This window comes from Bradyrhizobium sp. SMVTL-02 (assembly GCF_051853005.1).
Lineage (GTDB): Bacteria > Pseudomonadota > Alphaproteobacteria > Rhizobiales > Xanthobacteraceae > Bradyrhizobium.
Genome location: NZ_CP182469.1, coordinates 720,385 through 734,805, shown reverse-complemented (window position 1 = coordinate 734,805; position 14,421 = coordinate 720,385). Strand labels below are relative to the sequence as shown.

Genomic DNA, 14,421 nt, shown 5'->3' with positions numbered 1-14,421 from the left:
GTACCTATATCAATGCGTGTGCCGGCAGCCGCCTGCCATACTTACTTACCTCGGAACATCAATGCTCTCCGTCGAACTCGTCATCGTCGTCGTCCTGATCGTCATCAACGGCCTCTTGTCCATGTCGGAGCTGGCCGTGGTCTCGTCCCGTCCGGCCCGCTTGTCGCTGCTCGCCGCCAAGGGCGTGCGCGGCGCCGAGCGGGCGCTGACGCTGGCGTCCGATCCCGGAAAATTCCTCTCCACGGTGCAGATCGGCATCACGCTGGTCGGCGTGCTCTCGGGCGCCTTTTCCGGCGCGACGCTCGGGCAGCGGCTGACGCAATGGCTGATCGAGCTCGGCCTGTCCTCCGGCATCGCCGACATCGTCGGCGTCGGCCTCGTCGTCACGCTCATCACCTACGCCACCCTGATCGTCGGCGAGCTGGTGCCGAAGCAGGTGGCGCTGCGCGATCCCGAAAGCATTGCGGTCAGGGTCGCACCCGCGATGCACCTGCTCGCGAAGATATCGCTGCCGCTCGTGTTCCTGCTCGACGTCTCTGGCAAGCTGATCCTCACGCTGCTCGGCCGCGGCGGCAAGGCCGAGGAGAAGGTCTCGGAGGACGAGATCCATCACCTCGTCAGCGAAGCCGAGAGCGCGGGCGTGCTCGAGCCGGGCGAGAAGGAGATGATCGCCGGCGTGATGCGGCTCGGCGACCGGCCGGTCGGCGCCGTCATGACGCCGCGCACCGAGGTCGACGAGATCGATTTGAACGACCCGCCGGAGGCCATTCAGGAGATCATCAAAAAGAGCCCGCATTCGCGCTTTCCGGCGTCCGACGGTGATCGCGACAAGCCCGTCGGCGTGCTCCAGGCCAAGGACCTGCTGGTCGCCTACATGAACGAACGCACCCCCGACCTGCGAGCGCTGGTCCGCGAAGCGCCGAGCATTCCGGCGTCAGCGGATGCCCGCGATGTGCTCACGATCCTGAAGGCCGCTCCGGTTCATGTCGGCTTCGTCTACGACGAGTACGGCGCCTTCGAAGGCGTGGTCACCGCGGCCGACATTCTGGAGTCCATCGTCGGCGCGTTCCATTCCGAGGAAGGCCCGCCGGAGCCGGCTTACGTCAAGCGTGCGGATGAATCGCTGCTGGTGGCCGGCTGGATGCCGGTCGACGAATTCGGCGAGCTGCTCGGCATCGAGCTGCCGCCGCATCGCTTCAACACGGTGGCAGGCCTCGTGCTGCAGCAATTCAACGTGCTGCCCAATGTCGGCGACGCCTTCGACCTCGGCGGCTGGCATATCGAGGTGGTCGATCTCGACGGCAGGCGGATCGACAAGATCCTGGCGAGTCGGCGAGATGAGCAGGCGGCGGCGTGAGGTGAGCGCTCGTTGAAGTAGCGCATGCTGCTGCGCCAATCTCCACTCGTCGTCTCGGCGGGCTCATAGCGCCGGCTGGAACGTGTCCGCCCGTGCCATCCGCCAGGCGCCGGCGAACCGCGGGTCTTCGGTGCCTTCGAGCAGCTCGCCGGGGCGCAGCGCCGGATAGAGCTGTGCGAAGGACTTGACCTGGGTCGTCGACGTCCGCTGGTTGAAATGGATCGGACGGAGCTGCTGCGGATGCTCGAGGCCGGCCGCGGCGATCAGCTCGGTCAGCGAGTGCAGCGTGGCATGGTGATAGTTGGCCACGCGGTCGATCTTGAGCGGCACGTAGAGCGCGCGCGCACGGGTCGGGTCCTGCGTCGCGACGCCGGTCGGGCAGCGGTCGGTGTGGCAGCTCAGCGACTGGATGCAGCCGAGCGAGAACATGAAGCCGCGCGCTGAATTGCACCAGTCGGCGCCGATCGCCATCGCGCGCGCCATGTCGAAGGCGGTGGCGATCTTGCCGGAGGCGCCGATCTTGATGCGGTCGCGCGCATTGATGCCGACCAGCGCGTTGTGAACGAAATTGACACCCTCGCGCATCGGCATGCCGAGATGGTCCATGAACTCCAGCGGCGCCGCGCCGGTGCCGCCCTCATTGCCGTCGACGACGATGAAGTCGGGATAGATGCCGGTCTCCAGCATCGCCTTGCAGATCGCCAGAAATTCCCAGGAATGGCCGATGCACAGCTTGAAGCCGGCCGGCTTGCCGCCGGACAGACGGCGCATCTCCGCGATGAACTGCATCATTCCCACAGGCGTCGAGAACGCCCGGTGCGAGGCGGGCGAGATGCAGTCCTCGCCCATGGCGACGCCACGGATTTTTGAGATCTCCTCCGAGACCTTCGCCGCCGGCAGCACACCGCCATGGCCGGGCTTGGCGCCCTGGCTGATCTTGAGCTCGACCATCTTGATCTGGTCCTGGCCGGCGACGCGCGCGAACGCTTCGGGGTCGAAGGAGCCGTCGAGATGGCGGCAGCCGAAATAGCCGGAGCCGATCTCCCAGATGATGTCGCCGCCCATCTCTGCGTGATAGGGGCTGAAGCCGCCCTCGCCGGTGTCGTGCGCGAAGCCGCCCTTTTTCGCGCCGGCGTTCAGTGCCCGCACCGCGTTCGGGCTGAGCGCGCCAAAGCTCATCGCGGAGACGTTGAACACCGAGGCCGAGTAGGGCTTCTTGCAGTCGGGGCCGCCGATGGTGATGCGGAATTTCTCCTCGGCATGCGCCTTCGGCGAGACCGAGTGATGCATCCACTCATAGCCTTCGCGGTAGACGTCCTCCTGGGTGCCGAACGGACGCTTGTCGAGCTCCATCTTGGCGCGCTGATAGACCAACGACCGGGTGTCGCGCGAGAACGGCATGCCGTCCTTCTCGCTCTCGAAGAAATACTGCCGCATCTCGGGGCGTATCTCTTCGAGGAGAAAGCGGATATGCGCCGAGATCGGATAATTGCGCAGCACCGCGTGGCTCTTTTGCAGGAGGTCGCGGACGCCGAGCAGCGTGAGGGCGCCGAAGATCAGGATCGGGATCAGCAGGATGTCCGAGATCTTGCGGTCGGCGATGCCGATGCCGATCAGGAGCGCAGTGACGACCGCGCAGATCGTCAGCACGATAAAGCGCGGCGAGAACGGCAGCAGCAGGGTCTCCATGACCCCCTCCTCCGCCAGTGCCAGACGTTTGGGCGATTCCTGCTTGTTGTCGTCGGCCACGATCCCATCCTCTCGCCGGCATGAGGCGGTACGATACGCCCGCCCCTGTCATACGGATATGACGCGGCCCTTGTTTCAGGCTAGCGAAATGAGCTGGCGCAGATCAATCCGCCGGGAGGTCGGATTGTTGCGCTGCAGCAGAAAGGGGATTCGGAGGCCAGCACGCTTTGCCCACCGCCCCTAAACGGGGTTGTGCGAAGACTGACAGCCTTCGCCAAACCGGACTCGGTGGGTATGGGTCCTGGATTTCCAGGACGACACCGAAATAACAAGCCGCCGCACTTACCGCTCGACGAAGGCCTTCTCGATCACGAAATGACCGGGCTTGTTGCCGCTGCCTTCGATGAAGTCACGGCTCTCGAACATCGCCTTGAGCTCTTCCAGCATCGCCGGGCTGCCGCACATCATGATGCGGTCGGTCGCGATGTCGAGGGGCGACTGCCCGATGTCGTCGAAGATCTGCTCGGAGTTGATGAGGTCGGTGATGCGGCCGCGGTTCTTGAAGGGCTCGCGGGTCACGGTCGGGTAGTAGATGAGCTTGTCGGCGAGCAGCTCGCCGAACAGCTCGTCCTCGCGCAGGGTCGCGACCAGCTTCTCGCCATAGGCGAGCTCGGAGACCTGGCGGCAGCCATGCACCAGCACGATGGACTCGAACTGGTCGTAGACGTCGGGGTCCTTGATCAGGCTGGCGAAGGGCGCAAGGCCGGTGCCGGTCGAGAGCAGCATCAGCCGCTTGCCGGGAAGCAGGTTGTCGGTAATCAGCGTGCCGGTCGCCTTGCGGCCGACCAGGATGGTGTCGCCTTCCTTGATCTTCTGCAGACGCGAGGTGAGCGGGCCGTCCTGCACCTTGATCGAGAAGAACTCGAGCTCTTCCTCGTGGTTGGCGCTCGCCATGCTGTAGGCGCGCAGCAGCGGACGGCCGTCGACCTCGAGGCCGATCATGGCGAACTGGCCGTTCTGGAAACGAAAGCCGGTATCGCGCGTGGCGCGGAAGCTGAACAGCGTGTCGGTCCAGTGGTGGACGGAAAGAACCTTCTCTCGGTAAAACGCGCTCATGATTTTCGATATTCCGAATATTTGCGGTTTTAGGGCAAAAGCGTTGCCCGGCCCTGAAATCGGGGCGGTCACCACTGCCATGGCGGAGGATTTCGCGTGCGTGATCTACGCCATTCAGACCAATAATCAACCTCGTTTCGGATGCAATCGATGCCGATCAAACCGGCATTTGCGGCAGAGCTGGGCACATCGTTAATGAACCTGCTGCCGGGCGCGCGCGAAGGGCAATTTCTTTTCCCTCCAGGCCTCGACTACAGCAGTTAATTTCAGCCGTGCTCGCGAGAATTTCATTAAGAATAGCTCTGATTTTCACCCGGCATGGCGCCGATTCCCGCATTTTTGCGGCTTTTGGCGCCAGAACGACTGACAAGAACGACTGACACAAGCGACCGACAGATGGCTGGCAGCGAGCGGATCTTCGTCCAGGCGATCAGGCGCTATTGCGCCCGTCATGGCATCGCGGTCGATGTCCGCCCCGGTGGCTGGCTGATAGCGATGCACCGGGATGAGACGCGCCGCTTCGCCTTCGGCTACGACATCGGCCTCAACAGCGCGATCGCGCACCGTCTCGCCAACGACAAATCGGCAACCGCCGAGGCGCTGACGCTACAAGGCCTGCCCTGCATTCCTCATCACCTCTTCCTCAACCCGAGGCTGGGCGTGCAAGTCGCCGGCCCTGGCTGGCGTGAAGCGATGCTGGCGCTGCATGCGCAGAATCCGCAAGGCGTGGTGGTCAAGCCGAACGAGGGCACGTCGGGCCGCGCGGTGTTCAAGGTGACGACGGAGGCGGAACTCGACCACGCGGTCGGCGAGGTCTTCGCGATGAGCGCAGGGCTCGTGATCTCGCCCTATGTCGCGATCGAGGAAGAGGTCCGCGTGGTGCTGCTCGATGACGTGCCCCTCGTCGTCTACAGCAAGCAGCGCGGCTCGGACTGGCGGCACAATCTCGATGCCGGCGCAAAGCCGGTGCTGATGGAGGACGGCGAGGTCCGCGCGGCTTGCGTGAAGCTCGCGATCGATGCTGCGCGCGCCATCGGCATCGTGTTCGCTTCGATCGACGTGGTCCGTGTCGACGGCTCCTGGCGCGTGCTGGAGATCAACTCCGGCGTAATGATGGAAGCGCTGGCGAAGCTGCATCCGGGGCTGGTGCAGGCGGCGTATGACGCGGCGTTGGATCGCGTGTTTGATAAAAATTAGCCGCAAACGCGCTGCACCCTCTCCCCTTGTGGGAGAGGGTGGCTCACCACGTAGCGGTGAGACGGGTGAGGGGTCTCTCTCCTCAACGTAGGTTTAACGCGTGGATAGAGACCCCTCATCCGGCGCTTCGCGCCACCTTCTCCCACACGGGGAGAAGGGAGGTAAGCGCTAATTATTCGCGCTGGCGGAATCGTCCATGGCCTTGAAGGCTTCCTCCAGCTGCAGCGAGATCGGCACGTTGAGCCGCTCGCCGGTCGGTAGCCGCGACACGAACCATTTGTTGTAGAGCGGGACGAGGTCGCGGTTGGAGCCCAGCTTGCGGAAGGCGCGCTCGACCACCGCGGAGAGCTGCGGCTCCCCTTTCTTGAACATGATGCCGTAGGGATCGTACGACAGATAGTCGCCGGTGACGCGGAACTTGTCCTGCGCCTTGTGGCGCGCAATCAGGCCGAACAGCAGGATGTCGTCGGTCGCGAACGCATCGGCCTTGCCGTCGACGAGCGTCTGGTAGGACTGCTCGTGGTCCGGCGAGGTGACGATGTTGAGGCCGAGCGAGAACTTCTTGTCGGCCGCCTGGATCGCCTGCTCGTTGGTGGTGCCTTTCGTCACCACGATGGTCTTGCCCTTAAGATCGGTCAGCGACTGGACGTTCGACGCCTTCGGCACCATCAGCTTGGTGCCGGCGACGAACATCAGCGGCGAGAAGGCGACGCGCTTGCCACGCTCGGCATTTGCCGTGGTCGAGCCGCATTCCAGGTCGATCTTGCTCTGGAGCACGGCGTCGATGCGGTCGTCCGAGGTGACCTTGACGTAGTCGATTCTGAGATTGGGATCGTCGACCTCGACGCCGATTTCCTCGACGATGGCCTCGCACAATTCGAGGCTGTAGCCGATCGGACGACCCGACTGGTCGAGGAAGGAGAACGGCGGCGAGCTCTCGCGATAGCCCAGCCGCACGGTATGCGCCTTCTTGATCGCCGACAGCGTCGGGCTAAGCCCTTCGCTGCCGCCGGTTTGCGCCAAGGCCCCGGTCGCCAGCAGACACGCTGCCAGCAACAGGCTGCCCGATATCGCCAATGAGCGGCGCATGATGCACCCTCCGTCAATGGCCGGCCATCGCAGGCAATTCGCCAGGCACCATGTCCGGGGTCGCCACCTCGCCCGGTCCGAGCTCGTGCTCCGGCCCGAGCTCGCCTTCCCATTTCGCGACCACCGCGGTCGCCAGCGAGTTGCCGATCACGTTGGTGGCGCTGCGTCCCATGTCGAGGAAGGTGTCGATGCCCATGATCATCAACAGGCCCGCCTCGGGAATACCGAACTGCGACAGCGTCGAGGCGATCACGACGAGGGAGGCGCGCGGCACGCCGGCGACGCCCTTCGAGGTGATCATCAGGGTCGCGAGCATCGCCAGCTGCGTCGCGAGCGACATCTCGATGTGGTAGGTCTGTGCGATGAAGATGCTGGCGAAGGTGCAGTACATCATCGTGCCGTCGAGGTTGAAGGAGTAGCCGAGCGGCAGCACGAAGCTCGAGATCCGCGACGAGGCGCCGAACTTGGTCAAGCCTTCCAGCGTCTTCGGATAGGCCGCCTCCGAGCTCGCGGTCGAGAACGCGATCATCAGCGGCTCGCGGATCAGCTTCAAGAGGTGGCTGTAGCGCGGCCCGATCACCATGAAGCCGACGATCATCAGGATGACCCACAGGATCCCGAGCGCGAGATAGAAACCGCCCATGAAGACGACGAGCTTCCACAGCACGCCGAGGCCGTTCTTGGCGACGGTGGCGGTGATGGCGGCCCACACCGCGAGCGGCGCGAACAGCATCACATAGCTCGTCACCTTGAGCATGATGTGGGCGACGTCGTCGATCATCGCCAGGATCGGCTTCGACCGCTCGGGCATCGAGCCCATTGCCACCGAGAAGAACACGGCGAAGATCACGATCTGGAGGATCTCGTTCTGTGCCATCGCATCCGCGATCGAGGTCGGGATCAGATGGGTCAGGAATTTCTCGATCGAGAAGGCCGAGACGGGCAAGCCGGTCGATTGCCCCGCCTGCGGCAGCGTGCCGGGGAAGTTCGCGCCCGGCTGGAGCAGGTTGACCATGACGAGGCCGAGCAGCAGCGAGACGAAGGAGGCGCTGACGAACCAGCCCATGGTCTTGGCGAAGATGCGCCCGAGCCGCGCACCACTTCCCATATGGGCGATGCCGCCGACCAGGGTCGCGAACACCAACGGCGCGATGATCATCTTGATCAGGCGCAGGAACATCATGGCGATCAGGTTGATGGAGGAGGCCCACTCGGCTCGGGTGTCGGGCAGGAAGTTGAAGATCGCCGCCCCCATGACGATGCCCAGCACCATCGCGGCCAAGATGTATTGCGTAAACCTGTTCGACATCGAAGACCCCCACTACACCGGCCGCTTCATGATGTCGCAGATATGAGGATGACGCAACACGCTTGGCGGGCGATCGCGTTGGCCGGATGTTCCCGTTGTGAAATGACCCTTCACGATCTAGCCTTCATGCAGCGCACAACGAATGCGGCCTGCACGCTTTCTTTGCGACGGCTGCACCAATAATCGTCAAGCGAATGAAGAGGAAAACGCCATGAGCGGCAACACCAATCGCCAGATCCTGCTGGTGGAAAAGCCCAGCGGCAAGCTCGGACCCGAACATTTCAAGATGATCGACGGCGCGATGCCGGAGCCGAAGGACGGCGAGGCTTTGCTGCGCGTGCGATACATCTCGCTCGACGCGGCCAACCGCGCCTGGATGCACGGCGCGACGTATCGTTCGGCCGTCGAGGCCAACAGCGTGATGGCCGGCGGCGCCATCGCCGAGGTCGTCAGCTCAAAGGCCGAGGGGCTTGCACCCGGTGACATCGTGTTCGGCGACACCGGCTGGCAGGAGTTTGCCGCGGTGCCGGCGAAGCATCTGACCAGGATGCCGAAGCTCGAGCCGATGACGCATCTGCTCAGCGTGTTCGGCATCGCCGGCCTCACCGCCTATTTCGGCCTGCTGGAGGTCGGCAAGCCCAAGGAGGGCGAGACGGTCGTGGTCTCGGCGGCCGCGGGATCGGTCGGCTCGATCGTCGGACAGATCGCCAAGATCAAGGGGTGCCGTGTCATCGGCATCGCCGGCGGCACTGATAAGTGCCACTGGCTGACCTCCGAGCTCGGCTTCGATGCCGCCGTCGACTACAAGGACGGCGCCGTGTTCAGGGCGCTTCGCGCGGCAGCGCCCAAGGGCATCGACGTCTATTTCGACAATGTCGGCGGCGACATTCTGGAAGCCTGCCTGCCGCAAATGAACAATTACGGCCGCATCGCCTGCTGCGGCGCGATCTCGCAATATGATGGCGCGCCCGCCGCACACGGCCCGCGCGGCGTGCCCGGGCTGATCGTGGTGAAGCGGTTGGTGATGCAGGGCTTCATCGTGATGGACTACATGAAGGACAGCCAGCGCGCGCTCGCCGATCTCCAGGCCTGGGTGAAATCCAGCAAACTGAAGGTGCAGGAGGACATCATCGATGGCCTCGAGAACACACCGAAAGCGCTGATCGGACTGCTCGCAGGCGAGAACCGCGGCAAGCGCATGGTGAAGCTTACGACATAGTTACCCACGGTCGCCCGGACACTATCTACTTGCGGTAGAGGCCAAAGACGCCAAAGATGCGGCTCTCGAAGCATTACTCGCGACGATTGCGTTTGCATACCTTTTGAAGATTGTCGGCGGACCGACCCGCAGGGATTCATTCAAATGTTCAACATGTTGAAACTTGCATCGACGCGCACCGCGTTGCTTGCCGCAACTCTCTTCGCAACTGCAACAGGCGCGGTCGCGCAGGCGCCGACCGAGGCCCAGAAGAGTGCGATCCGCTCCGCATGCCGCTCGGACTTCATCGCGCATTGCGCGAGCGTGACGCCCGGCGGCGTCGAGGCGTATCAATGCCTCGCCAAGAACATGTCCAGCCTGTCATCGGGATGCCAGTCCGCGGTTCGCGCGGTCGAGCCGGCGGCCGCGCCGAAGACCGAAGCGGCGCCCGCCAAATCCGAGCCTGCCAAATCCGAGCCTGCAAAGGCGGAAGCTGCGCCCGCCGCCGAGCCCGCGGCCAAACCGGCAGCGGCAGCCGCCCCGAAAGCGGCAGCACCAAAGCAGCCGAGCAGCGCGCAGGTCTCCGCGATCAAGAGCGCCTGCCGCGGCGACTATCCCAAGGTTTGCGCCGGCGTGCCGCCGGGCGGCGCACTCGCGCTCGAATGTCTGGAGAAGAACAAAGAGAAGGTGTCGGCGGGCTGCGCCAAGGCCGTGAATGCGGCATTCGGCGGCGGTGCCCCGGCGGCCGCGCCTACTTCTGGTGCCGCACCGGCCGCAGCGGCAGCGCCCGCCGCGGCATCGGCCGTCATCGTGCTGCGCCCATTGCGGCCTCGCGAAGAATTGTTCATCGTCCGGTCGGCCTGCGGCGCCGACATCCGTACGCTGTGCGCCGGCCTCGCGCCCGGCGGCGGCCGCATCATCCAGTGCATCTCCAACAACGCCGCCTCGCTGTCGCCGGCGTGCAAGGACGTGCTCGCCCCGTTCGCTGCCCGGTGAGGCGAGGCACGATGCCGTGCCAAAGCGCGCGGCCATAACGAAGTCATCGCGCGAATGAATTTTCGTGCGGACCTTCGAGGCCACCGACGCCGACGCGGTGGTGTGCACGCGCGGCGTCTATCGCGCCGGTTGCGCCGGGCCGAACGCGGCCGTCGTCGTCCGCAAGCCGGTTCCGGTGGTCCGCTGTACCAGGGTGCTGGGTGAACGGCGTCTACGTGAAGCGCTGCGTCTGACCCCGGGTGGCCAATGCGGCGCGGTTTGGCTATGGTTCGTGCCCGAGGATTTTGGACACGCGCAAAGCGCGGGTCCGAAAGCGAGTTTCGGCGTGTCGGCCTTGTCGATAATTCCTCTGGCGCCGGACGTCGGAGCACATTAGTCTACCCCTAGATAGTAAGTATACTGTCAATTAGGGAGGCAGACGTTGCGGATCGCCGTGATTGGCGGGGGGCCCGGCGGGCTCTACTTCGCCTATCTCTGGAAGAAGCGTCACCCCGAGGATCAAGTCGACCTGTTCGAACAGAACCCGGCCGACGCGACTTGGGGCTTTGGCGTCGTGTTCTCCGATCAGGCCCTGGAGTTCCTGCGCGCCGACGACCCCGAGACGGTCGACGCGATCGCGCCGCATATGGAGAGCTGGGAGAACATCACGCTGAACCTGCATGGCGACAGCGTCGCCATCGACGGAGTGGGCTTCTCCTCGATCGGGCGGCTCGAGCTCCTGAAGTTCCTGCAGCAGCGCGCGCTCGGTGCCGGCGTCACCCCGCGTTTCGACACGCCGATTCACGCGATCGACCAGCTCAATGGCCACGATCTGATCGTTGCCGCCGACGGGCTGAACTCGCTGGTGCGCCGCGCTTATGAGGGCGATTTCGGCACCTCGCTGTCCTACTCCTCCAACAAATTCGTCTGGTACGGCACGTCGAAGCGATTCGACACGCTGTCGCAGACCTTCGTGAAGACCGATCGCGGCGTCTTCAACGCCCATCACTACCGTTATTCGCCGACGATGAGCACCTTCCTGGTCGAATGCGACCACGCGACCTGGCAGGCCTATGGCTTCGCCTACAAGGACGTCGAGCAATCCAAGGGCGTCTGCGAGGAGGTGTTTGCCGACACGCTGGGCGGCCATTGCCTCGTCTCCAACAAATCGGTCTGGCGCAATTTCCCCTGGGTCTGGAACGAGCACTGGTCGTTCAAGAACATGGTGCTGCTCGGCGACGCCCTGCACTCGGCGCATTTCTCGATCGGCTCCGGTACGCGCCTTGCGATCGAGGACGCGATCGCGCTGGTCAAGGCGCTTGAATCCGATGCGCATCTGGCCACCGCGCTGCAGCGCTACCAGGCAGAGCGCAAGCCGGTGGTGCAGAAGCTGGTCAACGCGGCCCGCACCAGCGCTTTCTGGTACGAGCACTTCGCCCAGCACATGCAGCTCGACCTGATGGATTTCGCCTACAGCTACATCACGCGCTCCGGGCGCATCGACGATGCACGCCTGCGCCATATGTCGCCGGTCTTCATGGCGCGCTACGAGGCCGCCAAGAATGGCACAGGCGACGGCGGGGATGCGGCCGGCGAGGTTACGGCATGAGCAACGAGATTCGGGACCAGGTGCCCGCCGACAGCCCGGGCGCGCGCGAGATCGGCTTTGCCGTTCCGCAAGTCTATAACGCCAGCCGCGTGCTGTTCGACAATCTGGCACAGGGCCGCAGCGACAAGCTCGCGTTGATCGGGCCGGCGGGCACGCGGACCTATGCCGAGTTGTGCGCGGAGGCCTGCCGCTGGGGCAACGGCTTCGCCTCGCTCGGCCTGACGCGCGGCGACCGCGTGCTGCTGTTCCTCGACGACACGACGGCCTATCCCGCCGCCTTCTTCGGCGCGGTGCGCCCCGGCTTCGTGCCGCTGCTGATCAACACGCTGACGCCACCGGACCTGCTGCAATTCTATCTCGTCGATTCCGGTGCTGCCGTTGCGGTCGCCGATGCCGAGTTCTGCGCGCGCTTCAATGCCGAGGCGTGCAAGGACACGAAGCTGCAGACGCTGATCGTCGTCAATGGCGCGGTCGGCGAGCATGCCTCGCCTGCCGCGATCGCGGCGGCGAGCTGGCTCGCGCAATTCCCGACCGAGCTCGCCGAAGCTGCCACCGATCGCAACGAGATGGCGTTCTGGATGTATTCCTCCGGCTCCACCGGCCGGCCCAAGGGCATCGTGCATCTCCAGCACGACATGGCCTATAGCGAGCTCGCCTTCGCGCAGAATGTGCTGAAGCTGACGTCCGACGACATCTGCTTCTCGGTGCCAAAGATCTTCTTCGCCTACGGTTTTGGCAATTCCGTCACCTTCCCGTTCTCGGCGGGCGCGGCGACGCTGCTGCTGCCGGGCCAGCCGAAACCGGCGGCGATCTTCGCGGCGATCGAGCAGTACAGGCCGACGGTCTTCTTCGGCCTGCCGACGCTCTATACCTCACTGACCAAGGCCGAGGGGGCAGAGAAGACGAATTTCTCGTCGCTGCGCATGGCGCTCTCCGCCGCGGAAGTGCTCTCGGCAGAGGTCTTCAACGGCTGGAAGACGCTCACGGGGCTCGAGATCGTCGAAGGTCTCGGCTCGACCGAGGTGCTGCACATCTATCTCTCCAACCGCCCCGAGCAGAAGAAGCTCGGGGCCGCGGGCTTGCGCGTACCCGGCTACGAGGTCGCGCTGCGCGACAAGGACGGGCGCGACGTCGGCGACAACGAGGAGGGCATTTTGTGGGTGCGCGGCGATTCCAACACGCCGCTGTACTGGAACCGGCCGGACAAATCCGCGGAGACGATCCGCGAGGGCGGCTGGATCTATACCGGCGACCGCTTCATCCGCGATGCCGACGGCTTCCACTTCTTCCGCGGTCGCGCCGATGATCTCATCAAGATCTCCGGCCAGTGGGTCTACCCGCTCGAGGTCGAGCTCTGCCTCGCCGACCACCCCGACATCCGCGAATGCGCGGTGTTCGCAGCCGAGCTGCCGGATCGCCGGATGACGCTGAAGGCGGTGGTGGTGATGAACAACCGCGCGGTGGACCAGAGCGAGGCTGCGCGGAAGCTGCAGGATTACGTGAAGGGCAAGCTGCTGCCCTACAAATATCCGCGCGAGGTGATCTTCATCGACGAGTTGCCGAAGACGGGGACGGGGAAGATCGACCGGCAGGCGTTGTTGCGGATGTGAAGCGGTAGTGCCGCCACACACGCAGTGTCGTCCCGGCGCAGCCTCACATCCCTCACCCGCCCTTGCCCAGATGCTCCAGCGCGTCCTCCGCCCGCAGCGGCACGCGCGAGGCCTCGTTGTTGAGGTCGACGAGCTGCGTCATCAGCGCCATCAGCGTCTTGCGGTCCGCCGGCTTCAGCGGCTCCAGCATGCGCGCCTGGGCGCGCTCGACGGCGGGGATGATCTCGCGCAGGATCGCGGCGCCTGATTTCGTCAGATAGAGCAGCTTGATCCGCTTGTCCTCGGGCGCGGGCTTGCGCTCGATATAGTCCTTGGCCTGCAGCCGCTCGATCACGCTGCCGAGCGTGGAGCGGTCGAAAGCGATCACCGCCGACAGTCGCGTCGCGTCGATACCGGGATGGGTGTGGATCGCGATCAGCGCGGCATATTGCACCGGCGTGAGATCGAACGCCTTGCACTCCTCCATGAAGATCGACACCGCGATCTGCTGCATGCGTCGGAACAGATAGCCCGGCGCGGCATAGACCGCGTCGATCGTGATCGGAGCAGAAGGCTTACTCGGCATCGGGCTGCTTCTCCGGCGCGGCATTGGCGAAGACGGGCAGCGCCTTGGCGGCGGCCTCGGCCTTCAGCAGGCGCGGATAGGCCGAGACATCGACGCCGAAGCGGCGCGCATTGGCAAGCTGCGGCACCAGGCAGAGATCGGCGAGCGTCGGCGCATCGCCGAAGCAGAACGGGCCCTTCTCGCCCTTGATCAGCGTCTCGCAGGCCGACAGGCCCTCGCGATTGACCCAGGCGGCCCAGTCCTGCACCTTGTCCTCGGGCAGGCCGAGCTCACGCAGCCGCGCCAGCACCTTCAAATTCTGCACCGGATGGGTGTCGCAGGCGATCGCCAGCGCGAACGCGCGTACCTTGGCGCGGCGCAGCGGCTCCTTGGGCAACAGCGGCGGATTCGGATGGGTCTCATCGAGCCATTCGATGATGGCGACCGATTGGGTCAGCACCGCACCCGCATCGTCCTCCAGCGCCGGCACCAGGCCCTGCGGATTGATGGCAAGATAAGCGGGCGCGCATTGCTCGCCCTTGCGCAAATGATGCGGCAAGTGCTCGGCGCCGAGGCCCTTGAGGTTCAGCGCGATCCGCACGCGATAGGCGGCGCTGGAGCGGAAATAGCCGTGCAGCTTCATCGGAACCCTCCCGGTTTTCTCGTTGCTTAGCAGCCGAAGCCGCCATTGACGCTACAAAGATTGTCAGTATGCTGTCAATCTCAGC

At 64.6% G+C, this 14,421-nt stretch carries 13 protein-coding genes; 7 read left to right on the top strand and 6 right to left on the bottom strand.

Features of this window, described 5'->3' with window-relative positions:
• Positions 1-61 precede the first annotated feature (61 nt).
• Complete coding sequence (locus tag ACNJYB_RS03515; RefSeq protein ID WP_439372720.1) at positions 62-1,357, top strand: hemolysin family protein; 1,296 nt, start codon at positions 62-64, stop codon at positions 1,355-1,357.
• Positions 1,358-1,420: 63 nt separating this feature from the next.
• Here the strand turns inward: ACNJYB_RS03515 and ACNJYB_RS03510 are convergent, their stop codons facing one another.
• A complete protein-coding gene (locus ACNJYB_RS03510; protein WP_439375790.1) occupies positions 1,421-3,046 on the bottom strand; it encodes an FMN-binding glutamate synthase family protein in 1,626 nt (541 codons plus the stop codon).
• Between the two features lie 342 nt (positions 3,047-3,388).
• Positions 3,389-4,162 (bottom strand): ferredoxin--NADP reductase, encoded by a 774-nt coding sequence (locus ACNJYB_RS03505; protein ID WP_439372719.1) that lies wholly within the window; start codon positions 4,160-4,162, stop codon positions 3,389-3,391.
• Positions 4,163-4,558: 396 nt separating this feature from the next.
• On the opposite strand from ACNJYB_RS03505, the gene ACNJYB_RS03500 reads away from it, so the two are divergent.
• Entirely contained in the window at positions 4,559-5,359 is an 801-nt protein-coding gene (locus tag ACNJYB_RS03500; RefSeq protein ID WP_439372718.1) for an ATP-grasp domain-containing protein, read from the top strand.
• Between the two features lie 168 nt (positions 5,360-5,527).
• Here the strand turns inward: ACNJYB_RS03500 and ACNJYB_RS03495 are convergent, their stop codons facing one another.
• Both ACNJYB_RS03495 and ACNJYB_RS03490 read right to left on the bottom strand, forming a co-directional pair.
• The gene (locus ACNJYB_RS03495) at positions 5,528-6,448 is read right to left on the bottom strand and encodes an amino acid ABC transporter substrate-binding protein (RefSeq protein WP_439372717.1); all 921 of its coding nucleotides are present in this window, start codon (positions 6,446-6,448) and stop codon (positions 5,528-5,530) included.
• Between the two features lie 13 nt (positions 6,449-6,461).
• A complete protein-coding gene (locus ACNJYB_RS03490) occupies positions 6,462-7,757 on the bottom strand; it encodes a dicarboxylate/amino acid:cation symporter (RefSeq protein ID WP_439372716.1) in 1,296 nt (431 codons plus the stop codon).
• A 211-nt stretch (positions 7,758-7,968) separates the two neighbouring features.
• Between ACNJYB_RS03490 and ACNJYB_RS03485 the strand changes: the two genes are divergently transcribed.
• From ACNJYB_RS03485 to ACNJYB_RS03465, 5 genes are all read left to right on the top strand, one after another.
• On the top strand, positions 7,969-8,976 hold the full coding sequence (locus ACNJYB_RS03485) for an NADP-dependent oxidoreductase (protein ID WP_439372715.1): 1,008 nt from the start codon (positions 7,969-7,971) through the stop codon (positions 8,974-8,976).
• 144 nt (positions 8,977-9,120) lie between these two features.
• Positions 9,121-9,951 (top strand): cysteine rich repeat-containing protein, encoded by an 831-nt coding sequence (locus ACNJYB_RS03480; RefSeq protein WP_439372714.1) that lies wholly within the window; start codon positions 9,121-9,123, stop codon positions 9,949-9,951.
• 64 nt (positions 9,952-10,015) lie between these two features.
• A complete protein-coding gene (locus tag ACNJYB_RS03475) occupies positions 10,016-10,327 on the top strand; it encodes a hypothetical protein (protein WP_439375812.1) in 312 nt (103 codons plus the stop codon).
• Between the two features lie 45 nt (positions 10,328-10,372).
• Entirely contained in the window at positions 10,373-11,539 is a 1,167-nt protein-coding gene (locus tag ACNJYB_RS03470; protein WP_439372713.1) for an FAD-dependent monooxygenase, read from the top strand.
• The gene (locus ACNJYB_RS03465) at positions 11,536-13,149 is read left to right on the top strand and encodes a benzoate-CoA ligase family protein (protein WP_439372712.1); all 1,614 of its coding nucleotides are present in this window, start codon (positions 11,536-11,538) and stop codon (positions 13,147-13,149) included. The genes ACNJYB_RS03470 and ACNJYB_RS03465 overlap by 4 nt, the downstream gene beginning before the upstream one ends.
• Before the next feature lie 52 nt (positions 13,150-13,201).
• Here the strand turns inward: ACNJYB_RS03465 and ACNJYB_RS03460 are convergent, their stop codons facing one another.
• Complete coding sequence (locus ACNJYB_RS03460) at positions 13,202-13,714, bottom strand: MarR family winged helix-turn-helix transcriptional regulator (RefSeq protein WP_439372711.1); 513 nt, start codon at positions 13,712-13,714, stop codon at positions 13,202-13,204.
• Positions 13,704-14,336: a maleylacetoacetate isomerase gene (gene maiA, locus ACNJYB_RS03455; RefSeq protein ID WP_439372710.1), complete on the bottom strand. Its 633-nt coding sequence runs from the start codon at positions 14,334-14,336 to the stop codon at positions 13,704-13,706. Before maiA ends, ACNJYB_RS03460 begins: the two co-directional genes overlap by 11 nt.
• Positions 14,337-14,421 lie beyond the last annotated feature (85 nt).